This window comes from Streptomyces sp. NPDC051218, assembly GCF_044455475.1.
GTDB lineage: Bacteria > Actinomycetota > Actinomycetes > Streptomycetales > Streptomycetaceae > Streptomyces.
In genome coordinates, this window is sequence record NZ_JBITEU010000001.1 from 161089 (window position 1) to 186482 (window position 25394).

A 25394-nucleotide genomic window follows, 5' to 3' on the forward strand; every position below is an offset into this window, starting at 1 on the left:
GTCAGTTCTCCAGTGCGGCGAGGCCGGGGAGCGTCTTGCCCTCGAGGTATTCGAGGGAGGCGCCGCCGCCGGTGGAAATGTGGCCGAATGCGTTCTCGTCGAAGCCCAGCGTGCGGACGGCCGCGGCGGAGTCGCCACCGCCGACGACCGTGAAGGCCGGGGAGTCGAGGAGGGCCTGGGCGACCGCCTTGGTGCCCTCGGCGTAGTCCGGGTGCTCGAAGACGCCCATCGGGCCGTTCCAGAACACGGTGGCCGCGTCGGTGAGCTTCGAGGCGTAGAGCTTACGGGTCTCGGGACCGATGTCCAGACCCTCCTGGTCGGCCGGGATGGCGTCCGCGGCGACCGTGGTGGGGTTGGCCGGGGCCTTGGTCTTCAGGTCGGGGAATTCGGTGGAGACCAGCACGTCGACGGGAAGGACCAGCTCGACGCCGCTGTCCTGCGCGCGCTTGATGTACTCCTTGACGGTCGGGACCTGGTCCTCCTGGAGGAGGGAGATGCCGACCTCGTGGCCCTGCGCCTTCAGGAAGGTGTAGGCCATGCCGCCGCCGATCAGGAGACGGTCGGCCTTGCCGAGCAGCTGGTCGATGACGGCCAGCTTGTCGGAGACCTTGGCGCCGCCGAGCGCGACCACGTAGGGGCGCTTGACGTCCTCGGTGAGCTTCTTCAGGACGCCGACCTCGGTGGCGATGAGGTAGCCCGCGAAGTGCGGCAGACGCGCGGGAAGGTCGTACACGGAGGCGTGCTTGCGGTGCACCGCGCCGAATCCGTCGCCTACGTAGACATCCGCGAGGGCGGCGAGCTTGTCGGCGAACTCGCCGCGCTCGGTGTCGTCCTTGGACGTCTCGCCCGCGTTGAAGCGCAGGTTCTCGATCACGGCGACCTGGCCGGACTCGAGGCCGTCGACCGCGTCGTGCGCGGCAGGGCCGACGGTGTCCTGGGCGAACGCCACGGGCTTGCCGAGGAGTTCACCGAGGCGCTCGGCGGCGGGCAGCAGCGAGAACGCCGGGTCCGGCGCGCCCTTGGGGCGGCCGAGGTGCGAGGCGACGATCACCTTGGCGCCGGCCTCGGCGAGCTTGGTGACGGTCGGCAGGACGGCGCGGATGCGGCCGTCGTCGGTGATGGTGCCGTCGGCGAGCGGCACATTGAGGTCGGCGCGGACGAAGACCCGCTTGCCTTCGACCCCTTCGGCGAGAAGTTCGTCGATCGTCTTCATGGCTGGACTCCAGGACTCTGTAAGAGGGCTGACGTGCAACAAGGCCCGGACCGCGTGACTTTACGCGGTCCGGACCCTGTGCTCACATCGAGGTGCCTGCTCTGGTGATCAGAGCTGGCCGCCGACGAAGACCGTGAGGTCGACGAGGCGGTTGGAGTAGCCCCACTCGTTGTCGTACCAGCCGAGGATCTTCACCGTCTTGCCCTCCTGGACCATGGTCAGGGAGGAGTCGAAGGTGCAGGAGGCCGGGTCGCTCACGATGTCCGACGAGACGATCGGGTCCTCGGTGTAGAAGAGGATGCCCTTGAGGGCGCCGTCGTCGGCGGCCTTCTTGAACGCGGCGTTGACCTCGTCCTTGGTGACCTCGCGCTGGAGGTCGACGACGAGGTCGGTGGCCGAGCCCGTCGGGACCGGGACGCGCATCGCGATGCCGTCGAGCTTGCCCTTGAGCTGCGGAAGGACCAGAGCGGTCGCCTTGGCGGCGCCGGTCGTGGTCGGGATGATGTTCTCGGCGGCGGCGCGGGCGCGACGCAGGTCCGAGTGCGGGAAGTCCAGGATGCGCTGGTCGTTGGTGTACGCGTGGACCGTCGTCATCAGGCCCTTGACGATGCCGAAGTTCTCGTCGAGAACCTTCGCCATCGGCGCCACACAGTTGGTGGTGCAGGACGCGTTCGAGATGACGTGGTGGTTGTCCGCGTCGTACTTGTCCTGGTTGACGCCCATCACGATGGTGATGTCCTCATCCTTGGCCGGAGCCGAGATGAGGACCTTCTTCGCGCCACCGGCGATGTGCTTCGCGGCATCGGCCTTCTTGGTGAAGATGCCGGTCGACTCGATCACGATGTCGACGCCGAGCGTGCCCCACGGAATGTCGGCGGGGTTGCGCTCGGACAGCACCTTGATGGTGTGGCCGTCGACCGTGATGGTGTCCTCGGTGTGCGACACCTCGGCCTTGAGACGGCCCAGGATGGTGTCGTACTTCAGGAGGTGCGCCGTAGTCGCGGTGTCACCCAGGTCGTTGACAGCCACGATCTCGATGTCCGCACCCTGCTCAAGCAGCGCTCGGAAGTAGTTGCGCCCGATGCGGCCGAAGCCGTTGATGCCTACGCGGATCGTCACGAACCGATCTCCTCGTTGGTACGCCGGTTTCAGACGCCGGCGAGTTGTATGGGATGTCCCCGACCGCCTCCGACCCTACCTCTCTGATGGCCTTTGGGTGACATCGACAGGGGGTCCGGACGGCACGGTGGCCCGTACCCCCGAGTAGGGAGGACGAGCCACCGGGACCAAGGTCCTGATTACGCAGCGTCAGCGGCGCAGATGTGCAAGGGATGCGCCCATAAGAGCGGCCCGTTCGGCGTTTCCGGGTACATGCTCGAACCCGAAGCCGAGCAGCACGCTGTCACGCGCTGTGACGGCCGCATAGGGCTTGTAGAGCTCTCCCGTACGGGTCCAGTCACCCGTGATGCCGGGGCTCCCTGGGGGCGCCGGAGCGACGCTCCAGGTGCCCAGCGAGGCCTCGAATCCCTCGGTCTGTGTGGCGTTGCCCCCTATCACGAGCTGAGCGTTGTCGGCAAACAGTCCACGGCCCCCGCTGGAGGGGTCGGTGATGGAGCTGAGGGACACCTCGATCGTCTTGCCCGCGTAGGCGCTCAGGTCGAAGGAGACGGGCTTCCAGCCGCCGGAGGACCCGGTGAAGCTGTTCCAGGCCCCACTCGTGCCGGACGCCGTGCAGCCGTCCGCCGACTGCGTCAGGTAGTGCCGCAGGAACGGGTGGCCGTTGATGAAGAACCCGGCCCCGCATTCGGCGGGCACCGCCTGGGACGAGTTGCCGTTCGAGTCCGGCAGCGTCGTCCAGTCGTCGGCCCCGGTGGTGTGCGCTTCGAGCACGCCGTGGTCGTAGCCGCTCTCCAGGTTCCAGTTGAGCGCGAACCGCAGCTGCGGCTGGTCCGCGGCCGTGACCCCAGTCAGGTCGATCGTCCGGGTCAGCCGCTTCCAGTCCTGGTCGGCGTGGGACGCCGACGCCATGCCCTGGCCCTCGAAGGGTGCGTACGGATTGGCGAGCCCGGGATAGCTGCCTGCCGCCGCGCTCTTGAACTGCGGGAACTCGTCGGCGGGCAGGTTGTCGGACGTGACGGTGTACCGGCCCGCCTTGTCCAGGGGGTTGGCGTCGGCCGCGGCGAGCGGGGTCCGCACGCCGTCGAGGGCGCCGCTGCCGGTGAAGCTGGTGGCGCCGGGCGCGGACAGACGTTCGTACGCACCGAGGTAGTACTGCGCGAAGTCGTCGGTGAGCGCGTCACCGAGGTCCACGTTGCCACCCGTGCGCTCACCGGACTCGATGAGCTTGCCGCCCTCGTTGAGGTAGGCGCGCAGGGCGAGTTGGGTCGCTGCCGTCGGCACCGGGTCGCCGGTGTAGTGCACGACCGCGGAGAAGTGCGACAGGACGCCGAGCGGGTGCGGGGCGCCCTGCTTGGTGACGTCCCAGACCACGGCGGAACGGCCGTTGGCCTTCAGGGCGTCGACGTACTTCTGGGCCTGTGTCGCCAAGGCGCCTTCCTCGGCGACGACGAGGGTGTTCGCCTTGGCCCGCTCGGTGACGGTGTACGTGAAGTGCGGGCTTTCCGAGCGCCCCTTCTTGGTGCGGCCGGTGAACCACACCTCGACCTTGTCGCCGGCGCGCGCGTCCTCGACCTCGGCGCGGTACTGGTCGAAGTGGAGGTTGTCCTCACCGCCGTACGTCTCGCCGCCCTTCCAGGCCTTGAGGTTCTCGTCGTGCGTACGGCCGCCGTTGATCCGGTAGTTGAGCTCCTTGTCGCGCACCGACTTGCGGGCGGTGACGGCGACTTCCTGGTCCCCTCCACGGGCGTACGAGTCCTTGAAGGCGTCCGGCGTGAAGTCCGGGGCGTCGATGCCGGTGACGGAGACCGGCTGGTCCGGATGGAGTGCCGTCTCGGCCACGGCGAGCGCGAACGGGACGTTCTTGGCGAACTCCTGCTGGATCAGCTTCTCGTCGTCCGGGAAGGTGAAGACGGAGGCGCAGTCCTCGGGCTTCCAGGCGTCGTTCGGGTCGACGTTGGAGGCCGTCTGGCAGGTGGACATCTCCGGCGTGAACATCGAGATGCCGTTGATGTTGCCCGCGTGGCCGTCCGCCTCGCCGTTGGTGGTGTAGAGCTCCGACGCGACCTGCGGGTGGTAGCCGGGGACCGCGGGCTTCTCCGGGGTGCCGTTCAGCGCCTTGTAGAGGACGTCGTCCGGGGTCGGCGTGGCGACCTGCCAGCCCACTCCGTAGAGGAGCAGTTCGGCCGCGGAGTGGTAGTTGATCCCGTACGTGAAGCCGATGCGCTTCTGGAAGCGGTCGAGCGCCTTGGTCTCGGGCTCGGACATGGGGCCCGTACCGCGGTAGGTCTCGGACGACGGGTCGGGGGACGAACCCTCGTTGTCGTAGCCCCACTTGTAGGCGAAGTTGCGGTTGAGGTCGACGCCGTCGCCTGCCGCGACCTTGCCGTCGCCGTCGATGTCGCGGAGGTTCTTGCGCCACTGGCGGTCACCGTCGGCGGCGTGCGTGAAGTCGTAGCCGTCGGGGTTGGCGGAGAGCACGAACCACAGCTCGGTGGAGTTCACGAGCTTGGTGATGCGCTGGTCCTTGCCGTAGCTGTCGAGGTAGTGGTGCATCAGGCGGCGGGTCATCTCGGGGGTGATCCACTCGCGCGCGTGCTGGTTGGACATGTAGAGCGTGGAGGGCTTGGAGCCGTCCTTGGACTTCGCCGCGCCCTTGGAGAGCTTCAGGGCGAGGATGTCCTGGCCCTTGAGGGTCTTGCCGATGGAGACGACCTTGGTGAGGCCGGGGTGGGCCTGACCGGTCTTGACGATCTCCTCCTTGAGGCCGCCCTTGCCGCTGTACGGGCGGTACACGCCGTCCCCCGCGGCCTTGAGCTTCTGCGCCGTGGCGGCGGAGACCTTCTGCTCGGTGAGCTCGACGCCCTCCTGCTCGACGCCCTTGGCCTGCGCCTCGGTCAGGTAGACCTCGACGCGTGCGGTGCCGCGCTCGCGGGTCTGGCCCGCCAGCTCGTGCGCGTCCTGGCCCGCCGCGACGAGGACCGGGATCTGCTTCTCGGTGACCTGGGCCTCGTAGACCTTCACGGCTGCCGGGTCGTCGGCGGCCGGGGCCTTCGCCCCGCTGTCGGCCTGGGCGTGCGGCACGGCGACGAGACCGCCGACGAGCAGCGCGCCCGCGGCGACGACGGATCTGAAACCGGCTCTGGATCTCTTGGATCTCTCTCTTCGTCTCATGAGCCCCCCTTGCGGTTGTCCGGCACGTTTGTGTGCGAACGCCAGGCTCGTGACACTTCATGATCATGTCAATATGCCGTGAGGCCGACGTGCGCCGTCGGGTGGCGTCCACAGTGATGTGAAAAGCCGCCGGTGCCTCGACGGCTCCGGCGGCTCACAAGACGTACGACGGCGGTCAGACCGCCATGTTGTCGGCGAGCTCCTCGCTCAGATTGGACTCCGTACCCGGAATCCCCATGTCCTGCGCCCGCTTGTCCGCCATGGCGAGCAGCCGGCGGATGCGGCCCGCGACCGCGTCCTTCGTCAGCGCCGGGTCGGCGAGCGCGCCGAGCTCCTCAAGGGAGGCCTGCTTGTGCTCCATGCGCAGCCGTCCGGCCGCCGCGAGGTGCTCGGGGACCTCGTCGCCGAGGATCTCCAGGGCGCGCTGCACACGGGCGCCCGCGGCGACGGCCGCGCGGGCCGAGCGGCGCAGGTTGGCGTCGTCGAAGTTGGCCAGGCGGTTGGCGGTGGCGCGCACCTCGCGGCGCATCCGCCGCTCCTCCCAGGCGAGCACCGACTCGTGGGCACCGAGCCGGGTCAGCAGGGCGCCGATCGCGTCGCCGTCCCTGACGACCACGCGGTCCACGCCGCGCACCTCACGGGCCTTGGCCGCGATCTGGAGCCTGCGCGCGGCGCCGACCAGGGCGAGCGCGGCCTCCGGACCGGGGCAGGTCACCTCCAGGGACGACGAGCGCCCCGGCTCGGTCAGTGAGCCGTGCGCGAGGAACGCCCCGCGCCACGCGGCCTCGGCGTCACAGGTGGCCCCCGAGACCACCTGTGGCGGCAGCCCTCTGATGGGGCGTCCCCGGCCGTCCACCAGACCCGTCTGCCGGGCCAGCTGATCACCGCCCGCGACCACCCGTACGACGTAACGCGAGCCGCGCCGCAGCCCGCCGGGCGCCATCACGATCAGCTCCGAGCTGTGCCCGAAGATCTCAAGAATGTCCCGCTTCAGCCGTCGCGCGGCCATCGCCGTGTCCAGCTCCGCCTCGATCACGATGCGGCCACTCACCAGGTGAAGGCCGCCCGCGAACCGCAGGATGGCCGAGACCTCTGCTTTCCTGCAGCAGGTCCGGGTGACGGGAAGCCGGGAGATCTCGTCCTTCACCGCTGCCGTCATCGCCATGGGCCGATCCTTCCATGCATCCGAAAAATACGGTCGTACGCGGTGGCCAGGAGCTCCGGATCGTGCCTCGGAGTGCCATCGTGCCTGGCCACCGGCGCCAGCTCGACCGTGGCGCCGAGCCGCTTGGCGGCATCGGTGAGTGACTCACGGTCGGGCACGGCGGCGTCGTCGGCCAGCACCACGTCCAGGGCGAGTTTAGGGGCGTGTCGGGCCAAAACCTCCAAATGACGCTGCGGAGAGAACCCATCGGTTTCACCGGGTTGGGGCGCGAGGTTGAGCGAGAGCACCCTGCGGGCCTTCGTCTCGATGAGCGCGTCGAGCAGTTCGGGCACCAGCAGATGGGGGATCACCGAGGAGAACCATGAGCCGGGGCCGAGCACCACCCAGTCCGCGTCGAGCACGGCGGCGACCGCTTCGGGGACGGCCGGCGGGTCGTGCGGGACCACGTGCACGGACTGCACCTCGCCGGGGGTGAGCGCCACCGTGGCCTGCCCGCGGACCGTGTCCACCTCGTCCGGGCGCTGCGGGTCGTGCCCCTTGACCAGGGCCTGGAGCTCCAGCGGCACCGCCGACATGGGAAGGACCCGGCCGTGCGCGCCGAGCAGCTTGCCGACCAGGTCGAGAGCCTGGACGTGGTCGCCGAGCTGCTCCCACAGGGCGACGATCAGCAGATTGCCGACCGCGTGCTCGTGCAGGTCGCCCTTGGACTGGAAGCGGTGCTGGATGACGCGGGCCCAGGTCTGGCCCCAGTCGTCGTCCCCGCACAGCGCGGCGAGCGCCTTGCGCAGGTCGCCCGGCGGCAGGACGCCCAGTTCGTCGCGGAGCCGCCCGCTGGAGCCGCCGTCGTCGGCGACGGTGACCACGGCGGTGAGGTCACCGGTGATGCGGCGAAGACCGGCGAGCGAGGCGGACAGGCCCATCCCGCCGCCGAGCGCCACGACCTTGGGCTGAGTGCCCCGCTTGCGGCCCAGACGGTTCAGCCGCAGGGAGGACTTCACTCTCGCCCCATGTCCCGGTGGACGAGGACGGTCTCGACGCCCTCGGACACGAGGCGCGCCGCGAGCTTCTCCGACATGGCGACGGAGCGGTGCTTGCCGCCCGTACAGCCGACCGCGATCGTCACGTAACGCTTGCCCTCGCGGCGGTATCCCGCGGCGATCAGCTGGAGCAGCTCGGCGTACCGGTCGAGGAACTCCTTGGCGCCCGGCTGGTTGAAGACGTAACCGGAGACCTCCTCGTTGAGCCCCGTGAAGGGCCGCAGCTCCGGCACCCAGTGCGGATTGGGCAGGAAGCGGCAGTCCACGACGAGGTCGGCGTCGACCGGCAGGCCGTACTTGTAGCCGAACGACATGACCGTGGCCCGCAGCTCGGGCTCCTCGTCGCCCGCGAACTGGGCGTCCATCTTGGCGCGCAGCTCGTGCACGTTCAGGCTGGAGGTGTCGATCACCAGGTCGGCGTCGCCGCGCAGCTCGCGCAGGAGCTCGCGCTCGGCCGCGATGCCGTCGACGATGCGGCCGTCGCCCTGCAGCGGGTGCGGGCGGCGGACCGACTCGAAGCGGCGCACCAGGGCGTCGTCCGAGGACTCCAGGAAGACGATCCGCCGGGTGACCTGCTTGGCCTCCAGGTCCGCGAGGGACTGGCGCAGATTGTCGAAGAAGCGGCGGCCTCGCACGTCGACGACGACCGCGATGCGGGCGACGTTCCCCTGCGAGCGGGCGCCGAGCTCCACCATGGTGGGGATCAGCGCGGGCGGCAGGTTGTCGACGACGAACCAGCCGAGGTCCTCCAGACACTTCGCCGCGGTGCTGCGTCCGGCTCCCGACATGCCGGAGATGATCACCAGCTCGGGGATCGCCGTCTCGGCGGCCTCACCCGGCGTGATGGTGCTGCCCGTACTCACTTGCTCGCCGCCTTCGTCGTGCTCGGTCATGTCTCCTGCCCCCGTCGTTCTTCTGAGGTGCCCGCGGTCACGGGCTCCTCGTCGTCGCTGGAGGGTCCCGCGCCTGCGGGCTCCTCGTTGTCGCCGGAGGTTCCCGCGTCCGCGGGCTCCTCGTCCTCAATGATCTCTCCGGTCGCCGTGTTCACGGCGGGACCGGCCGGAACCGCTCCGGCGAGAGCCGCCACGATCACCTCGGCCGTCTTGCGGCCTATGCCCGGAATCTCGCAGATCTGGTCGATTGTCGCGGATCGCAGCCGCTTCACCGAACCGAAGTGCTTGATCAGCGCCTGCTTGCGGGCGTCGCCGAGGCCCGGCACGGCGTCCAAGGGCCCGGCCTTGAAGCGCTTGGCCCGCTTGGCGCGCTGATACGTGATCGCGAAACGGTGCGCCTCGTCGCGTACCCGCTGGAGAAGGTACAGGCCCTCGCTGGTGCGCGGCAGGATCACCGGGTCGTCGTCGCCCGGCACCCAGACCTCTTCGAGGCGCTTGGCGAGGCCGCACACCGCGATGTCGTCGATGCCGAGCTCGTCGAGGGCGCGCTGAGCCGCCGCGACCTGCGGCCGGCCGCCGTCGACCACGACGAGCTGGGGCGGGTAGGCGAAACGCTTGGGGCGGCCGTCCTCCTCAGTGAGGCTGTTCGCGTCGCCGTTGCCGTTGCCGTTGCCGTTGCCGGCGGGGATCTCGCCGGACTCGTCCGGGTCCCACTCCCCCGTCTTCTCCTTGTCGGCGAGGTAGCGCCTGAAGCGGCGCGTGAGCACCTCGTGCATCGAGCGGACGTCGTCCTGGCCCTCGAAGCCCTTGATCTGGAAGCGCCTGTACTCGCTCTTGCGTGCGAGGCCGTCCTCGAAGACGACCATCGAGGCCACGACGTCGTCACCCTGCAGATGCGAGATGTCGTAGCACTCGATGCGCAGGGGGGCGCTGTCCAGTTCGAGCGCCTCGGCGATCTCCTCCAGGGCGCGGGAGCGGGTGGTCAGGTCGGAGGCGCGCTTGGTCTTGTGCAGCACGAGCGACTGCTGGGCATTGCGCGCCACGGTCTCCATGAGCGCCTTCTTGTCGCCGCGCTGCGGGATGCGCAGCGAGACGTTCGAACCGCGGCGCTCGGTGAGCCACTCCTGGACGGGCTCTATGGGGTCGGGCAGCGCGGGCACGAGGACTTCCTTCGGTACGGAGTCGCCGCTCTCCTCCCCGTACAGCTGCTGGAGGGCGTGCTCGACGAGGTCGCCGCTGGTGACCGCCTCGACCTTGTCGGTGACCCAGCCGCGCTGACCGCGCACGCGGCCACCGCGGACGTGGAAGATCTGGACGGCCGCCTCCAGCTCGTCCTCGGCCAGCGCGATGAGGTCGGCGTCCGTGGCGTCGGCGAGGACGACGGCGCTCTTCTCCATGGCCTTCTTCAGGGCCCCGACGTCGTCGCGAAGACGGGCCGCCTTCTCGTACTCCATGTCCTCGGCGGCGTCCGCCATCTGCCGCTCGACGCGGCGGATGTACGCGCCCGTGCGGCCCGCCATGAACTCGCAGAAGTCCTCCGCCAGTTCGCGGTGCTCCTGCGGGGAGACGCGCTCCACGCAGGGCGCGGCGCACTTGCCGATGTAGCCGAGGAGGCAGGGGCGGCCGGTGCGCTCGGCGTTCTTGAAGACCCCGGCCGAGCAGGTGCGGACGGGGAAGACCCGAAGGAGGAGGTCCACGGTGTCGCGGATCGCCCACGCGTGGCCGTAGGGCCCGAAGTAACGGACGCCCTTCTTCTTGTGGCCGCGCATCACCTGAACCCGCGGGAACTCCTCGTTCATCGTCACCGCGAGGTACGGATAGCTCTTGTCGTCGCGGTACTTGACGTTGAACCGGGGGTCGAACTCCTTGATCCAGGAGTACTCCAGCTGCAAGGCCTCGACCTCGGTGGAGACCACCGTCCACTCGACGGACGCGGCGGTCGTCACCATCGTGGCCGTACGCGGATGCAGATTGGCGAGGTCCTGGAAGTAACTGTTCAGGCGCTGACGCAGGCTCTTCGCCTTGCCTACGTAGATCACCCGGCGGTGTTCGTCGCGGAACCGATAGACCCCCGGCGAGTCGGGGATCTGTCCCGGCTTGGGGCGGTAGCTGGAGGGGTCTGCCATGCTCCACACCCTACTGGCGGGGGCTGACAGTCAGGGCTCGGAGGGGTGTGGCCGGCATGCCCGGAGGTGGCCACTTCCCATCCCTTGAGCCCACCCGCCCCGAGGGGCGGGTGGGTGGGGGAGCTCCCGGCCGGAGGCCGGGGGCGGGTCAGCCGTGCTGCCGGGTGCGGCGGCGCAGGACAGCCGCCCCGGTGAGGCCGAGGGCGGCCAGGGCTCCCGCTCCGGCTACGGAGGAGGCGACCGTGACGGGTCCCTCAGCCGAAGCCGCGGCCGGAGCAGCCGGAGCCGGAGCCGCCGGAGGCCCAGGGGTCCGCTCCTTCGGGGCGAAGCCCCCCGCCTCGCCGGACTTCGCGTACGAAGACCCCGGCAGCTTGTCGGCGTACGCAGCGTGCACGCGCTTCTGATAGGCGGTGACCGGAACCCCGCCCGCGCCCACGGCACGCACCGCGTCCGCGTCGAGCGGCAGCACCCGCCCCCGCCCCGCCACGTACCAGGCATTGATCTGCGGCTCGTGGAAAACGGTGCCCCCGGGGAGCTTGTCGGCGCCCACGCGCGCGTAGTGCGTCTCGTCGTCCCCGGTGGCGATGTTCACCACCTGCCAGGACCCGCCCTGCCGTACGGTCCACAGGGAGGCCTCCTGCCCGTCCGACGAGACCGCCTTGCTGGCGAGGAACTCCACGCGGGCGACCGGCGCGCCCTTCTCCCCGGCGACGAACTCCGGGGAGAGGTAGCGCACGGGAACGGCATCGGAGCCCTGCACACGCGGGTCCGCCGCGGCCTTGGTGACCGCCCCTTCCCGCGCGAAGAAGCGGGAGAGCGTGTCGAGGGTCTCGGGAGCGCTCGCGGCGTCGTGAGCAGCCTCCCGGGAGGCGTCCGAAGGACCGGAGTCCGCGCCGGCGGACGGCGCCGCGAGGCCGAGGAGCAGGGTGGCCGCCGAGCCGGCGAGCACGGCCCTCAGCACAGGACGGGAAAGGTGACGGTTCATCGCGCTCACGCCCCGATCCGGTACAGCGAGTGGGTCCAGGAGAAGGTGTTGTTGTTGACGTACCAGCTGTGCGAGGCCCAGTTGTAGCGACCGCTGGAGGGCCACGGGTCGCCCCAGTAGACCCAGCTGCTCGCGTCGTCGTACCCGTAGAGGACGTGCATGTGGCCGCCGCCGTTGGACCACTGGATGCGCGTCTCGACCGGGCGGCCCGCGTTGATCTCGGCCTGCACGGTCGGATAGCGCAGCCACCCGTTCACGTACGAACCGGCGTTGATGCCCGCCCAGTCCAGACCGTTCTGCACGTCGCCGAGCGTGGCCTGCGAGTTGGGGCACTCGGTGTTCTGGCCGCGTCCGAAGGCGGCGTTGCAGAACTGGTTCTGGCTGTACCTCTTGCCGTAGAACGCGGCGATCGTGTTCCCGCCCGCGGCCCAGCACCAGTTGGTCTTCTCCTGCGCCTGCATCGTGATGTTCAGCCGCTTGGCGGCGAGAGCGGACGGGCCGTCGGAGGCGGCCGTCGCAGTGGCCGGAGCGGCCGTGGCGGTAGCGGTGGCCGCCGGCGCGGCGACCAGGGCCGCCGCCACGAGAGCGAGCGCGGACAACCGTCTGCGTCCGCCGTACCTGCTGGTTCCATGGCGCATCGCGTTCCTCCCGAGGGGGGTGGGGTGGTGGAGGAGCGCGTCCGGACGCTGCGATTGAGCATCGAGTGTTGTCGGGTGCAGGTCAACAAGGTTCAATGCGGGATTACTTGGGCCGTGAATGTCGGCGTACGGATGTGAACACCCCTCGTACGCCCACCTGGTGGCCCGCCCCGACCGGCGCGTACGCCCGGACGGCCGATGTGAACGTTCACAGAAGGGCCTTGCGATGCGGCACGGCACACAGCTCGCGGACGGCGCGCCTGCGGACCTGGAGGCCGCCCTGCGCACCGGTCCCTTTCACGTGGCGCTGCGGGCCGCGATCGCCGCACGCCGCCTGCCCCTGCAACGCGTGCGGCATCACCTCGCGCGCCAGGGCGTCAACGTCGGTGTGACGAGCCTGAGTTACTGGCAGCAGGGCGCGCGGCGCCCCCAGCGCACCGAATCGCTCCGCGCCGTGCGCGCCCTGGAGGAGATCCTCGAACTCCCCGAGGAGTCACTGATCCGGCTGCTCGCCAAGCCCTCCGGCCACCCGGACTGCGAACGCCCGGCCGCCCGCACCTACCGCTCGCTCCTCGACGCGTCCGACGTCGTCCATGAGCTGATCACCGAGCTCGGGTCGCCGCTCGACGGCGGTCTGCACACCATCGGCCACCACGAGCGGGTGCGCATCGGCGGCCGTCGCGAGCTGCTCGGCCGCGACTCGCAGCACGCCGTGCGCGCCCACCGGGACGCCGTGGACCGCTACCTCGCGATCTACCACGGCGACCCCGGCTGCGCACCGGAACGCATCGGCGTGCATGCCCTGGAGAACTGCCGCACGGGACGCGTGCGGTGGCATCGGGAGACGGGGGTGCTCGTCGCCGAGCTGCTCTTCGACGCGCGGCTGCGCGCCGGCGACACGCATCTGTTCCGCTACGGCTTCGAGGACGGCACGGCGGGGCCGGCCACCGAGTACTTCCGCGGCTTCAGCTTCGCGGGCGGGCAGTACGCGCTCCAGGTGCGTTTCGACGAAGAGGCCCTGCCCGTACGCTGCCACCGCTTCACCCAGCATTCGGCCGCCGCGCCGCGCGGCGGGCGCCAGGAGCTGACGCTGAGCGGCAGCCATCGCACGGTGCACCTCGTGGAACCTCAGGTGCGGGCGGGAATCCTGGGGATCGCGTGGGACTGGGAGTGACGCGTCCGGAAGGGGAATGTGCAGTGAAGGGTCGCGTCGGCGCTCAGCCCCTCAGCCCCTCAGCCCGCGACGATCTTCCCGTCCTCCACCTTCACCGGCAGCTCCTCCAGCGGCCTGGTGGCGGGCGCGTGCAGCACCTTGCCGTTCGTGGCGTCGAACTGGCTGCCGTGACAGGGGCAGATGAGCTTGTGCCCCTCCAGCTTGTTGATGGGGCATTTCTCGTGCGTGCAGATTGTGCTGAACGCCTTGTACTCGTCGTCCGAGATGCGGCTCACGACGACGTTCTCGCCGGTGTAGAGCTTCGATGCGCCGACCTTCACGTCGTCGGACGTGCCGAGGTCCACGGGCGCGGTCGGCGCAGACCGGTTGGTGCCGCCACCGTCGCCGCCACCGGAGGAGCAGGCCGTGATCCCCAGCCCGGCGGCCGGGGCGAGGGCAGCGGCGCGCAGCACGGTACGGCGGGCGGGGGGCGGCGTGCCGGGCATGGAATCTCCACAGGTCAGTCGCTTCAGTGACGGATCAGACCATACCGGCGGGAGGCCGCTCGCCCGTGTTGGGCGCGGCCGTGCCCGAGTGCCGCCCGTACCGGGCCCAGGCCACCGGGAAGCCCTAGCCTGTGGCCAGAGCCGGGAGCACGACCAGCCATGGCCGCGGAGCCGCCCGCAGAGCCGCGACCGCAGAGCCGAGAGGAACCGCCCGTGATAGTCGTCGCAGGAGAGGCCCTGATCGACCTCGTACCGCAGGGCCCCGCCGACGCCGGGCTGCCCGCGCTCGCCCCTCGGCTCGGCGGCGGTCCGTACAACACCGCGGTGGCCCTCGGCCGTCTCGGCTCTCCCGCGGCCTTCTGGTCCCGTGTCTCGACGGACGCGTTCGGTGACGCGCTGGTCGCCGGACTGCGCGCCGCGGATGTCGACGTGTCGTACGTCCAGCGGGGCGCCGAGCCGACGACGCTCGCGGTCGCCTCGATCGGCGCGGACGGCTCCGCCGGTTACTCCTTCTACGTCGAGGGCACGGCGGACCGGCTCTTCACGGCCCCGGAGCGGCTGCCCGACGACGTACGGGCCATGTCGTTCGGCACGTGCTCGCTCGTCCTGGAACCGGGCGCGAGCGCGTACGAGGAGCTGATGCGACGGGCAGCGGCACAGGGTGTCTGCACGGTGCTCGATCCCAACATCCGGGCGGGCCTGATTCCGGACGCCGACGCCTACCGGGCCCGGTTCAGGAGCTGGCTGCCGTCGATCTCACTGCTCAAGCTCTCGGAGGACGACGCGAGTTGGCTCGGTGGCACGCCGCGCGAGTGGCTCGCGTCCGGCCCCGGAGCGGTGGTGATCACGCGCGGCGGCGAGGGCCTCACCGTCTTCACGCGGGACGGCGGTGAGTGGTCGGTGCCGGGCGAGCGGGTCGACGTGGTGGACACCATCGGCGCGGGCGACACGGTCAACGCGGCGCTGCTGCACGCGCTTTGTGCACGGGACGCGCTGTCAGCGGAGTCCCTGGCCTCCCTCGGCGCGGACAGCTGGAGCGACGTCCTGCGCTTCGCGGCCCGCGCGGCAGCCGTCACCGTCTCCCGCACGGGCGCGGAGCCTCCGTACGCGAAGGAGCTGGGGTGAGCGGCGGCGAGCCCCGCACCTGCTGGGATACCGGCGGTCCGGCACGGTGCCGGTCGGGGCACAGCCGCCCGTGACGCGGAAAGCAGAGCCGCTTCGGGCTGATCACGTGAGGCTCTCAGCCCGTCACCGCACGCAGACCCCCCGGCTTGCGGCCGTTGAGGCGGTCGAGTGCTGCCGTCGACGCTTCGTCGGCCGGGAGGCGGACGATCAGGCGCTGGCCGTCGGCGTCGGGCAGCGTCAGCGTCTCGTACGACAGCCGTAGCGCTCCGGCCTCCGGGTGCGTCATGTGCTCGATCCCGGTGGCGCTGGGCAGCCGCGGCACCGCCGCCATCCGGTCGGCGAACGGCGCGCCGGCTATGACCGTCAACTCGTCGGCGAATCCCTCGGCATGGGAGTCGTTGAGCAGGGACCCGGTCCGGAGCGAGGCGACCTGCTCGTCGGCGACCCGGTCCCACTCGGGGTAGGCGGCGCGGGCCCGCTCGTCGGTGAACAGGAACCGGATGAGGTTGGGCCGCTCGTCGTCGAGGAGGCCGATGGGCCCGACGATCCGCTCGTAGCCCGATGTGTACGCGAGGATGTCGCCGAGCCGGTTCAACAGGACGGCCGGTGTGGGTTCAAGGCGGTCGATGAGCGCCCGCACAGTGGGGCGCACCGACCGGGAGGGCGCGGCGTCGGCCGTCGGGCAGCAGGGGTCGCCGCTCGTCTCCTTCTCCAGGCGGCGCAGGTGGAAGCGTTCCTCGACGGAGAGCCGCAGGGCGTCCGCGAGCGCGCCCATCACCTGCGGGGACGGGTGGCGGTCGCGGCCCTGTTCGAGGCGGGCGAGGTACTCGACGCTGACGCCGGCGAGCGTGGCGACCTCGGAGCGGCGCAGGCCCGGCGTGCGGCGCCGGGGGCCGGTGGGCAGTCCTACTTCGGCGGGCGTGACCGCTTCACGGCAGCTGCGCAGGAAGGTGCCGAGCTCGTTGTCGCTCACCGGCCGAACGTACCAGCCGCCACCGGACCGGATCGTGGCCCTGTCACTACCAGTCTCGGCTCGGCCTTCCTCGGGTGCCGTCGGCCTCGCATGGTGGACGGCATGACTTCCGACACGAGCACCGCCCCCGCGACGACCGCGCTTCCCCTCCCCGCCGGGAGCTGGGAGATCGACCCGTTCCACTCCGCCGTCAACTTCACCATCCGCCACCTCGGGATCTCGAAGGTGCGGGGACGGTTTACGGAGGTGACGGCCGGTCTTTTCGTAGGCGAGAGCGCAGAGACCTCATCGGTGACGGCGACCATCGCCCTGGCGTCCATCGACACCGGCAACAAGGACCGCGACGCCCACGTCCGCGCGCCGGACCTCCTCGACGTGGAGCGCCGTCCCACGATGACGTTCCGCTCGACGCGGGTGCTCGGCCAGGAGGACGAGTGGACCCTGGAGGGCGAACTGACCATCGGTGACGTCACGCGGCCCATCACCCTCGCCGTCGAGTTCGGCGGGCTCCAGGCGTTCCCGGGCGACAGCAGGCGCCACGCGGGGTTCGAGGCGATTGGGGAGATCAAGCGCAGTGACTACGGTCTCGACTTCGGCGCCGGACTGCTCGGCGACGTGGTGAAGATCCAGCTGGACATGCAGTTCCTGGAGCCTGCCGAGTCCACCGCGCCCCAGGAGTAGGCCCGGGTCTCAGGATTCCGTGAACGCGCCGTGCCGTCCCTCCCCCGCGGCGAACCTGGCCGCGCCGTCCGCCGCCTCGGCGAGGGACCGCAGGCCGTGGCGGAGTTCGCCCGCCATCGCGTCCTCCTCGGTCAGACCGCTCTGCTCCCGTACGGAGAGCCGGTCGTTGCGCAGGCAGGTCTGCGGGAACGCCGCGATCTCCGCGGCGAGGCGCTCGGCCGCGGCGCGGGAGGTGCCCGGCGGTACGGTCCGGTTGACCAGGCCCATCGCGAGCGCCTCCGCCGCGGGGACGGGGCGACCGGTGAGCACCAGGTCCATGGCCCGGCTCTCGCCGATGAGCCGGGGCAGCCGCACCGTCCCGCCATCGATGAGCGGGACGCCCCAGCGGCGGCAGAAGACTCCCAGGACGGCGTCCTCGTCGGCGACCCGCAGATCGCACCAGAGCGCGAGCTCCAGGCCTCCGGCGACCGCGTGTCCGGAGATCGCGGCGATGACGGGCTTGGTCAGGCGCATGCGGGTCGGCCCCATGGGCCCGTCGCCCTTCTCGGTCACCGCGTTCCCTGCCGGTGTCCCGATGGCCTTGAGGTCGGCTCCGGCACAGAAGGTGCCGCCCTCGCCCCACAGCACGGCGACGTGCGCGTCGGGGTCCGCGTCGAAGGCGCGGAACGCGTCGGCGAGGGCGTGGGCGGTGGGCCCGTCGACGGCGTTGCGCACATCGGGCCGTGACAGCACGATCGTGGTGACGGGACCTTGGCGTTCGCTGCGTACGGGCATGCCGCCAAGACGAACACGCGAACGGGCCGCCGGACAAGGGAACTTGTCCGGCGGCCCGTTGCCGTCGCCCCGAAGGGGCGCGGGGAAGTGCGCGCTCAGCCACAGCGGACCCGCAGTTCCGCCCGGCTGCATCAGGCCTTACGAGCCCTGGTGGCCTTCTTGGCCGGGGCCTTCTTGGCCGGGGCTGTCTTCGCGGCGGCCTTCTTGACCGGAGCCTTGGCAGCCGCCTTCTTCGCGGTGGCCGTCTTGGCCGTGGCCTTGGCCGCCGTCGACTTCTTCGCCGCCGAGGAGACCGCCCGCTTACGCCCCTGCGAGGCCCCGTCAGTGAATCGGTCCGTCGCGAGGATGTCCCGCAGGAACTTGCCCGTGTGGCTCGTCGTGATTCCGGCGACCTCCTCGGGCGTGCCCTCGGCGACGACAAGACCGCCGCCGTTGCCGCCCTCGGGGCCCATGTCGACGACCCAGTCCGCGGTCTTGATGACATCGAGGTTGTGCTCGATGACGATGACCGTGTTGCCCTTGTCGACCAGGCCGGACAGGACCGAGATCAGCTTGCTGATGTCCTCGAAGTGCAGACCGGTGGTCGGCTCGTCCAGGACGTAGACGGTCCGGCCCGTCGAGCGCTTCTGGAGCTCGGAGGCCAGCTTCACACGCTGGGCCTCACCGCCGGAGAGCGTCGGCGCGGACTGGCCGAGCCTCACGTACCCGAGGCCCACGTCGTTGAGCGTGCGCAGGTGGCGGGAGATGGCAGGCACCGCCTCGAAGAAGTCGAGCGCTTCCTCGATCGGCATGTCCAGGACCTGGGCGATGGACTTGCCCTTGTAGTGAACGTCCAGCGTCTCGCGGTTGTAGCGCGCCCCGTGGCAGACCTCGCAGGGGACGTACACATCCGGGAGGAAGTTCATCTCGATCTTGATCGTGCCGTCACCGGAGCAGTTCTCGCAGCGACCGCCCTTGACGTTGAAGGAGAAGCGGCCGGGGAGATAGCCACGGACCTTCGCCTCCATCGTCTCCGCGAACAGCCTGCGGACGTGGTCGAAGACTCCGGTGTACGTCGCCGGGTTCGACCGCGGCGTGCGGCCGATGGGCGACTGGTCGACGTGCACGACCTTGTCGACGAGGTCGTCGCCCTCCACGCGCGTGTGCCGTCCGGGGACGGACCGGGCGCCGTTCAGCTCGCGGGCCAGGTGCGTGTAGAGGATGTCGTTCACGAGCGTCGACTTGCCGGAGCCCGAGACACCCGTGACGGCGGTGAGGACGCCGAGCGGGAAGGAGACGTCGATGTCCTGGAGGTTGTTCTCCCGGGCGCCGTGCACCGTCAGCTGACGGGTGGGGTCCGCCGGGCGGCGGATGTCCGGCACCGGGATGGACCGCTTGCCCGACAGATACTGGCCGGTGATCGACTTGGAGTTGGTCAGCAGCTCCTTCATGGAGCCGCTGTGCACGACCTTGCCGCCGTGCTCGCCCGCGCCGGGGCCGATGTCGACGACCCAGTCGGCGACCTTGATGGTGTCCTCGTCGTGCTCGACGACGATGAGCGTGTTGCCCATGTCGCGCAGGCGCACGAGGGTCTCGATCAGGCGGTGGTTGTCGCGCTGGTGCAGGCCGATGGATGGCTCGTCCAGTACGTACAGGACGCCGACGAGGCCCGAGCCGATCTGCGTGGCAAGGCGGATGCGCTGGGCCTCGCCGCCGGAGAGGGTGCCCGCCGCGCGGTTCAGGGAGAGATAGTCCAGGCCGACGTCGACCAGGAACCGCAGCCGTTCGTTGACCTCCTTCAGGACACGCTCGGCGATCTTTTTGTCGCGGGCGCCCAGCTTCAGCTCGGCGAGGAAGTCCGCGCAGTCGCTGATGGACATCGCCGAGACCTCGGCGATGGACTTCCCCATGACCGAGACGGCCAGGACGATCGGCTTGAGGCGCGTGCCCTCACAGGTGGGGCAGGGCACCTCGCGCATGTAGCCCTCGAAGCGCTCGCGGCTCGCGTCGCTCTCGGCCTCGCTGTGCCGGCGCTTCACGAAGGGGACGGCGCCTTCGAAGGCGGTGGTGTAGACCCGCTCGCGGCCGTACCGGTTGCGGTAGCGCACCTCGATCTGCGTCTTGTGGCCGTTCAGGAGGGCCTTCTTGGCGCGCTGCGGAAGTCCGGCCCAGGGCATGTCGGTGGAGAAGCCGAGGGCGTCGGCGAGGGCACCGACGAGCCGCCCGAAGTACTCCTTGGTGTGGCCGTGCGACCAGGGGTGGATGGCGCCCTCGTCGAGCGACTTGTCCTCGTCCGGGACGATCAGCTCGGGGTCGACCTCCATGCGCGTGCCGATGCCGGTGCAGTCCGGGCAGGCGCCGAAGGGCGAGTTGAAGGAGAAGGAGCGGGGCTCCAGCTCCTCGAAGGACAGGTCGTCGTACGGGCAGTAGAGGTGCTCCGAGTACATGCGCTCGCGCTCCGGGTCGTCCTCGGGGAGGTCGACGAAGTCGAGTACGACCATGCCTCCGGCGAGGCCGAGCGCGGTCTCCACGGAGTCGGTCAGGCGGCGCTTGGCGGAGTCCTTCACCGTGAGGCGGTCGATGACCACCTCGATGGTGTGCTTCTCCTGCTTCTTCAGCGTGGGCGGCTCGGAGAGCTGGATGGTCTCGCCGTCGACCCGGGCGCGGCTGTAGCCCTTGGTCTGGAGGTCGGCGAAGAGGTCGACGAACTCACCCTTGCGCTCGCGCACCAGCGGCGAGAGGACCTGGAAGCGGCTGCCCTCCGGCAGCTCGAGGACCTTGTCGACGATGGCCTGCGGCGACTGCCGGGAGATGGGGCGGCCGCACTCGGGGCAGTGCGGCTTGCCGATGCGCGCGAAGAGCAGGCGGAGGTAGTCGTAGACCTCGGTGATCGTGCCGACCGTGGAGCGCGGGTTGCGCGAGGTCGACTTCTGGTCGATGGAGACCGCGGGCGAGAGGCCCTCGATGAAGTCGACGTCCGGCTTGTCCATCTGACCGAGGAACTGCCGGGCGTACGAGGAGAGGGACTCCACGTAACGCCGCTGGCCCTCGGCGAAGATCGTGTCGAACGCGAGCGAGGACTTGCCCGACCCGGAGAGCCCGGTGAAGACGATGAGGGAGTCGCGCGGGAGGTCGAGCGAGACGTTCTTGAGATTGTGCTCGCGCGCGCCACGGACGATGAGACGGTCGGCCACGCCGGTCCGCACCTTTCTTGAGAGAAGTGACAGGGGCGGGACCCCCGTCATTCACAGACTAGGGCGAGCCACTGACAACGCCGGGGCGGTTGCCCTGGTTGATAACAAACCCGGACCACCAAGAATGCCCGATGCCGCACTCGACCATATAGCACGTGCATTCGATTAGCGGTGCCGCTCCGAGACCTTCACCCGAACGTGTGGCGCGGCTATCGTCGGGCGCATGATTGATCATGTGCGCGACCTGGCGTCTGTACGTGACGCGACCGACCGGCTGCTCACAGCAGCCGCGAAACTGAACAACGATTCGACCGCCGAGCCGTCACGGCTGCCGGGCTGGACCCGCGGTCATGTCCTGGCTCACATCGCCCGGAACGCGGACGCGCTCGTCAACGTCCTCGCCGGACGGCCCATGTACGTCAGTGGTGACGCACGCGACAACGACATCGAGCGCGACGCGCCCCGGCCCCTGACCGAGCAGCTCGACGACGTGCGCGAGTCCGCGGAGCGCTTCGAGGCCGCGGGCACGATCCCCTCCGACTGGTCCCGCACCGTCGAACTGCGCAACGGCGTGACCGACTCCGCGTCCCGGGTGCCGTTCCGGCGGTGGGTCGAGGTCGAGCTGCACCATGTGGACCTGGGGGTGGGGTACGAGCTCGAAGACCTCTCGGAGGAGTTCACGCAGCGCGAGATCAACTTCCTCGCCGACCGGTTCCGGCACGCCAAGGGGCAGCCCGCCGTGGCCATCAGGCAGGACGACGGCCGGACACTCTTCACGGGAGCCATCGAGGGCGCCACCCTGGAGCAGATCAAGAGCGGCTTCGAAACCCCCGTGGACATCACCGTCACCGGCCGCCAGGCCGACCTCCTCGGCTGGCTCTCCGGACGTCGCGACGGCTCCGGATTGACGGCCGAAGGCGGCCTCCTGCCCTCCCTGCCCCCGCTATAGGCTGAGGAACATGACGTACAGCGGAGCAGTGAAGGTCGGCGGCGGGGCGGACGTGCACGAGCTGCAGGACCTGATGATCTCGAAGGTCGCGGTCGGCCCGATGGACAACAACGCCTATCTGCTGCGCTGCCGGGCCACGGACGAACAGCTTCTGATCGACGCGGCGAACGACGCCCCCACGCTGCTCACGCTGATCGGTGACGACGGCATCGCGTCCGTCGTCACCACCCATCAGCACGGCGACCACTGGCAGGCCCTCGCCGCGGTCGTCGAGGCGACCGGCGCCCGTACGTACGCGGGCCGCGAGGACGTCGACGGCATCCCCGTACCCACGGACATCCCGCTCGTCGACGGCGACACCGTGAACGTCGGGCACGTCCCCCTCACCGTGCGTCACCTGGTCGGCCACACGCCGGGCTCGATCGCCCTCGTGTACGACGACCCGCACGGCCACCCGCACGTCTTCACCGGCGACTGCCTCTTCCCCGGCGGCATCGGCAACACGCACAAGGACCCGAAGGCCTTCGCGAGCCTGCTGCACGACGTCGAGACGAAGATCTTCGGCACGCTCCCCGACGAGACCTGGGTCTACCCCGGCCACGGGGGCGACACGTCGCTGGGCGCCGAGCGGCCGCATCTGGCCGAGTGGCGCCAGCGGGGCTGGTGAGCCGCCCGCGCCGGCCTGCGCGGGCGGGCGAGGTTCAGGCCGCGCCGACCAGCGCGGCGACACGCTCCACCGCGAACGCGTACCCCTGCACACCGCACCCCGCGATGACGCCGTCGGCGCGCTGGGATACGTACGAGTGGTGCCGGAACGCCTCGCGCTGATGGATGTTGGAGATGTGGACCTCCAACACCGGCATGCCGTCACAGGTGTTGAGCGCGTCCAGGATCGCGACCGAGGTGTGTGAGTAGGCCGCCGGGTTGATGACGATGCCCGCGTGGTGCTCGCGCGCCTCGTGGATCCAGTCCACCAACTGACCCTCGTGGTTGCTCTGCCGGAGGTCCACGGTGCCGCCGTGCGCGGCCGCCGCCTTGGCGCACAGCGCCTCGACGTCGGCGAGGGTGTCGGAGCCGTAGATCTCGGGCTGGCGCTGACCGAGGAGGTTCAGGTTGGGGCCGTTCAAGATCATGATCGGTGCGTTGGCAAGAGTGCGCGTCATGCCGTCAGCGTACTGAGGGATCACTCCGCACCTCCGCACGCCCCCGTAACCGGCCGTCACGGTGGGTAGTTGACGCGGCATGCGTAAGATCCACTCCCCCGCCGAGGCCCCCGCCAAGGCGCCCTCCCTGCCCCGGCTGGCGGCCGCCTCGCTCGCCGGGACCGCCATCGAGTTCTACGACTTCTTCATCTACGGAACGGCCGCCGCCCTCGTGCTCGGGCCCCTCTTCTTCCCGACTTTCTCGCCGCTCGCGGGAACTCTCGCCGCCTTCGCGACATTCGGAGTGGGCTTCGTGGCGCGGCCCCTCGGGTCCGTCCTCTTCGGGCACATCGGTGACCGGCGCGGGCGGCGGCCCGTCCTCGTCGGCTCGCTGCTCCTGACGGGCGTCGCCACGGTCGCCGTCGGCTGCGTGCCCACGTACGAGTCGATCGGGGTCGCCGCTCCGGTGCTGCTCCTTGTGCTGCGATTCCTCCAAGGGCTCGGGCTCGGCGGGGAGTGGGGCGGGGCCGTGCTCCTGACCGCCGAGCACGCACCCGCCGAGCGGCGCGGCCTGTGGTCGAGCTTTCCGCAGATGGGGCCACCGCTCGGCTTTCTGCTCGCCAACGGGATCATGCTGGTCCTCTCGGTGACCCTCACCGAGGCGCAGTTCGCCTCCTGGGGATGGCGCGTGCCGTTCTGGGCGGCGGGTGTGCTCGCGGCGGCCGGACTCGCGCTGCGCACGTCCCTCGCGGAGAGCCCGAGCTTCCTGGAACTGCGGGAGCACGCGCGCGTGCCGCTCGCCGAAGTGGTGCGCGACCACTGGCGGCTCGTCCTGCTCACGGCGGGCGCGCTCGCCGTCGGGTACGCCGTGTTCTACGCCGTGACGACGTGGTCCCTCGCCTACGCGGTGGAACGGCTCGACGTGAGCCGCACCGTCATGCTCGCCTGCATCATGGCGGCGGTCGTGGTGAAGGGTGCGCTGACCCCCGTGGCCGCGATGCTCGGTGACCGGTACGGACGGCGGCCCCTGTGTCTGCTGGGGTGTGCGCTCTGCGCGCTCTGGATGTTCCCGATGATCGCGCTGCTCGCGACCGGCGAGCCGCTGCTGATGTTCCTCGGCTTCCTGGTGGCGATGATCGCGTTCATCACGATGTTCGCCGTGATCGCCGCGTATCTGCCCGAGCTGTACGAGCCGCGGGTGCGCTGCACGGGCGCCGCGGTGGGCTACAACCTCGGCGGGGTGCTCGGCGGCGCGCTCACCCCGATCGTGGCGACGGCGGTGGCGCACGGCGAGGGCACTCCGTGGGGCGTCGCGGCCTATCTGACGGCCGTGGCCCTGCTGAGCCTCGGCTGCTTCGCCCTGCTGCCCGAGACGCGGCCCGTGCCGGAACCCGCCCCCGTCACGGCGTGAAGCCGCCCCCGTCAAGGCGTGAAGCCGCCCCGTCAAGGCGTGACCGCGAGCTCCAAGTACGCCGCGAACAGCACCAGATGGACCCCGCCCTGCAGCAGCGTGGCGCGCCCCGGCACCACCGTGAGCGTGCCGACGATGACGGTGAGCGCGAGCAGCACCATGTGGGTCGGGCCCAGTCCGAGCACCAGCGGCCCGGAGAGCCAGACGGAGGCGACCGCGACGGCCGGAATGGTCAGACCGATGCTGGCCATCGCGGACCCGAGGGCGAGGTTGAGGCTGGTCTGCACCCGGTCGCGGCGGGTGGCGCGCACGGCGGCGATGGTCTCCGGGAGCAGCACGAGCAGCGCGATGATCACGCCGACCACGGCGTGCGGCATGCCGGCGCTCTCCACTCCGGACTCGATGGTCGGCGAGACCCCCTTGGCGAGGCCGACCACGCCGATCAGGGCGAGGGCGAGCAGGGCCAGGCTGATCACGGCGGCGCGGCTCGACGGCCCGCCCGCGTCCTCGGAGTCGATCACCTCGCCCTTGCGCGTGATCGGCAGGAAGTACTCCCGGTGGCGCACGGTCTGCGTGGTCACGAACAGGCCGTACAGGACGAGCGAGGCGAGAGCGGCGAAGATGAGCTGCGCCGTGGAGAACTCCGGGCCCTGCTTGGTCGTGGTGAAGGTCGGCAGGACCAGGCTGAGGGTGGCGAGCGTGGCGACGGTCGCCAGGGCCGCGCCGGTGCCCTCGGACTGGAAGATGACGACGCGGTGGCGCAGGGCGCCCACCAGCAGACACAGGCCGATGATGCCGTTGCAGGTGATCATCACGGCGGCGAACACGGTGTCGCGGGCCAGCGTGGAGCTCTTGGCGCCGCCATCGGCCATGAGTGTGACGATCAGCGCGACCTCGATGATCGTCACGGCGACCGCGAGGACGAGCGAGCCGAAGGGTTCGCCGACGCGGTGCGCGATCACCTCCGCGTGGTGCACGGCGGCGAGGACGGCGCCGGCGAGTACGAGCGTCACCACGGCCACGCCCACGCCCGGCAGATCGCGTCCCCAGGTGAGGGCGAGCAGGACGGCGGCGAGGACCGGCACGGCCGCGGTCCACTGAGTGACGAGTGCCCGGAGCCGAGTGATCATGCCTTCGATGCTGCCCCGGCCGCACCGGGC

General features: G+C 70.4%; 21 protein-coding genes. 6 read left to right on the top strand and 15 right to left on the bottom strand.

Annotation, left to right across the window (positions count from 1 at the left end; genetic code table 11):
- Position 1: 1 nt before the first annotated feature.
- The 9 genes from ACIBCK_RS00810 to ACIBCK_RS00850 form a co-directional block, all read right to left on the bottom strand.
- On the bottom strand, positions 2–1213 hold the full coding sequence (locus ACIBCK_RS00810; RefSeq protein WP_399385951.1) for a phosphoglycerate kinase: 1212 nt from the start codon (positions 1211–1213) through the stop codon (positions 2–4).
- A gap of 108 nt (positions 1214–1321) precedes the next feature.
- The gene (gene gap / locus ACIBCK_RS00815) at positions 1322–2332 is read right to left on the bottom strand and encodes a type I glyceraldehyde-3-phosphate dehydrogenase (protein ID WP_399385952.1); all 1011 of its coding nucleotides are present in this window, start codon (positions 2330–2332) and stop codon (positions 1322–1324) included.
- Between the two features lie 189 nt (positions 2333–2521).
- Positions 2522–5503 (bottom strand): M14 family zinc carboxypeptidase, encoded by a 2982-nt coding sequence (locus ACIBCK_RS00820; protein WP_399385953.1) that lies wholly within the window; start codon positions 5501–5503, stop codon positions 2522–2524.
- A gap of 175 nt (positions 5504–5678) precedes the next feature.
- A complete protein-coding gene (gene whiA, locus ACIBCK_RS00825) occupies positions 5679–6668 on the bottom strand; it encodes a DNA-binding protein WhiA (protein ID WP_399385954.1) in 990 nt (329 codons plus the stop codon).
- Complete coding sequence (yvcK, locus tag ACIBCK_RS00830) at positions 6659–7666, bottom strand: uridine diphosphate-N-acetylglucosamine-binding protein YvcK (protein WP_367040683.1); 1008 nt, start codon at positions 7664–7666, stop codon at positions 6659–6661. The genes whiA and yvcK overlap by 10 nt, the downstream gene beginning before the upstream one ends.
- The gene (rapZ, locus tag ACIBCK_RS00835; protein ID WP_399385955.1) at positions 7663–8598 is read right to left on the bottom strand and encodes an RNase adapter RapZ; all 936 of its coding nucleotides are present in this window, start codon (positions 8596–8598) and stop codon (positions 7663–7665) included. The genes yvcK and rapZ overlap by 4 nt, the downstream gene beginning before the upstream one ends.
- Positions 8595–10724, bottom strand: coding sequence for an excinuclease ABC subunit UvrC (gene uvrC, locus ACIBCK_RS00840; protein ID WP_399385956.1), 2130 nt, complete (start codon positions 10722–10724; stop codon positions 8595–8597). Before uvrC ends, rapZ begins: the two co-directional genes overlap by 4 nt.
- Positions 10725–10872: 148 nt before the next feature.
- Positions 10873–11709: a hypothetical protein gene (locus ACIBCK_RS00845; RefSeq protein ID WP_399385957.1), complete on the bottom strand. Its 837-nt coding sequence runs from the start codon at positions 11707–11709 to the stop codon at positions 10873–10875.
- Between the two features lie 5 nt (positions 11710–11714).
- On the bottom strand, positions 11715–12347 hold the full coding sequence (locus tag ACIBCK_RS00850; protein WP_399385958.1) for a papain-like cysteine protease family protein: 633 nt from the start codon (positions 12345–12347) through the stop codon (positions 11715–11717).
- Positions 12348–12573: 226 nt separating this feature from the next.
- Here ACIBCK_RS00850 and ACIBCK_RS00855 point away from each other — a divergent pair, with 226 nt between their 5' ends.
- On the top strand, positions 12574–13521 hold the full coding sequence (locus tag ACIBCK_RS00855) for a hypothetical protein (protein ID WP_399387163.1): 948 nt from the start codon (positions 12574–12576) through the stop codon (positions 13519–13521).
- Positions 13522–13580: 59 nt separating this feature from the next.
- Here the strand turns inward: ACIBCK_RS00855 and ACIBCK_RS00860 are convergent, their stop codons facing one another.
- Positions 13581–14006 (bottom strand): Rieske (2Fe-2S) protein, encoded by a 426-nt coding sequence (locus ACIBCK_RS00860; RefSeq protein WP_399385959.1) that lies wholly within the window; start codon positions 14004–14006, stop codon positions 13581–13583.
- A gap of 213 nt (positions 14007–14219) precedes the next feature.
- Here ACIBCK_RS00860 and ACIBCK_RS00865 point away from each other — a divergent pair, with 213 nt between their 5' ends.
- The gene (locus tag ACIBCK_RS00865; RefSeq protein WP_399385960.1) at positions 14220–15131 is read left to right on the top strand and encodes a carbohydrate kinase; all 912 of its coding nucleotides are present in this window, start codon (positions 14220–14222) and stop codon (positions 15129–15131) included.
- A gap of 115 nt (positions 15132–15246) precedes the next feature.
- On the opposite strand, the gene ACIBCK_RS00870 is transcribed toward ACIBCK_RS00865, so the two are convergent.
- Positions 15247–16104 (bottom strand): helix-turn-helix domain-containing protein, encoded by an 858-nt coding sequence (locus ACIBCK_RS00870; protein ID WP_399385961.1) that lies wholly within the window; start codon positions 16102–16104, stop codon positions 15247–15249.
- Between the two features lie 102 nt (positions 16105–16206).
- Between ACIBCK_RS00870 and ACIBCK_RS00875 the strand changes: the two genes are divergently transcribed.
- Positions 16207–16785, top strand: coding sequence for a YceI family protein (locus ACIBCK_RS00875; RefSeq protein WP_399385962.1), 579 nt, complete (start codon positions 16207–16209; stop codon positions 16783–16785).
- 9 nt (positions 16786–16794) lie between these two features.
- Here ACIBCK_RS00875 and ACIBCK_RS00880 read toward each other — a convergent pair whose 3' ends face one another.
- Positions 16795–17559: a crotonase/enoyl-CoA hydratase family protein gene (locus ACIBCK_RS00880; RefSeq protein ID WP_399385963.1), complete on the bottom strand. Its 765-nt coding sequence runs from the start codon at positions 17557–17559 to the stop codon at positions 16795–16797.
- A gap of 131 nt (positions 17560–17690) precedes the next feature.
- Entirely contained in the window at positions 17691–20732 is a 3042-nt protein-coding gene (uvrA, locus tag ACIBCK_RS00885; RefSeq protein WP_399385964.1) for an excinuclease ABC subunit UvrA, read from the bottom strand.
- A gap of 223 nt (positions 20733–20955) precedes the next feature.
- Here uvrA and ACIBCK_RS00890 point away from each other — a divergent pair, with 223 nt between their 5' ends.
- Complete coding sequence (locus ACIBCK_RS00890) at positions 20956–21681, top strand: maleylpyruvate isomerase family mycothiol-dependent enzyme (RefSeq protein ID WP_399385965.1); 726 nt, start codon at positions 20956–20958, stop codon at positions 21679–21681.
- 10 nt (positions 21682–21691) lie between these two features.
- The gene (locus ACIBCK_RS00895; protein ID WP_399385966.1) at positions 21692–22348 is read left to right on the top strand and encodes an MBL fold metallo-hydrolase; all 657 of its coding nucleotides are present in this window, start codon (positions 21692–21694) and stop codon (positions 22346–22348) included.
- Between the two features lie 34 nt (positions 22349–22382).
- On the opposite strand, the gene aroQ is transcribed toward ACIBCK_RS00895, so the two are convergent.
- A complete protein-coding gene (gene aroQ / locus ACIBCK_RS00900; RefSeq protein ID WP_363314384.1) occupies positions 22383–22844 on the bottom strand; it encodes a type II 3-dehydroquinate dehydratase in 462 nt (153 codons plus the stop codon).
- Between the two features lie 79 nt (positions 22845–22923).
- On the opposite strand from aroQ, the gene ACIBCK_RS00905 reads away from it, so the two are divergent.
- Positions 22924–24234 (top strand): MFS transporter, encoded by a 1311-nt coding sequence (locus tag ACIBCK_RS00905; RefSeq protein WP_399385967.1) that lies wholly within the window; start codon positions 22924–22926, stop codon positions 24232–24234.
- A 32-nt stretch (positions 24235–24266) separates the two neighbouring features.
- Here ACIBCK_RS00905 and ACIBCK_RS00910 read toward each other — a convergent pair whose 3' ends face one another.
- A complete protein-coding gene (locus tag ACIBCK_RS00910; RefSeq protein ID WP_399385968.1) occupies positions 24267–25364 on the bottom strand; it encodes a calcium:proton antiporter in 1098 nt (365 codons plus the stop codon).
- Positions 25365–25394: the final 30 nt, after the last annotated feature.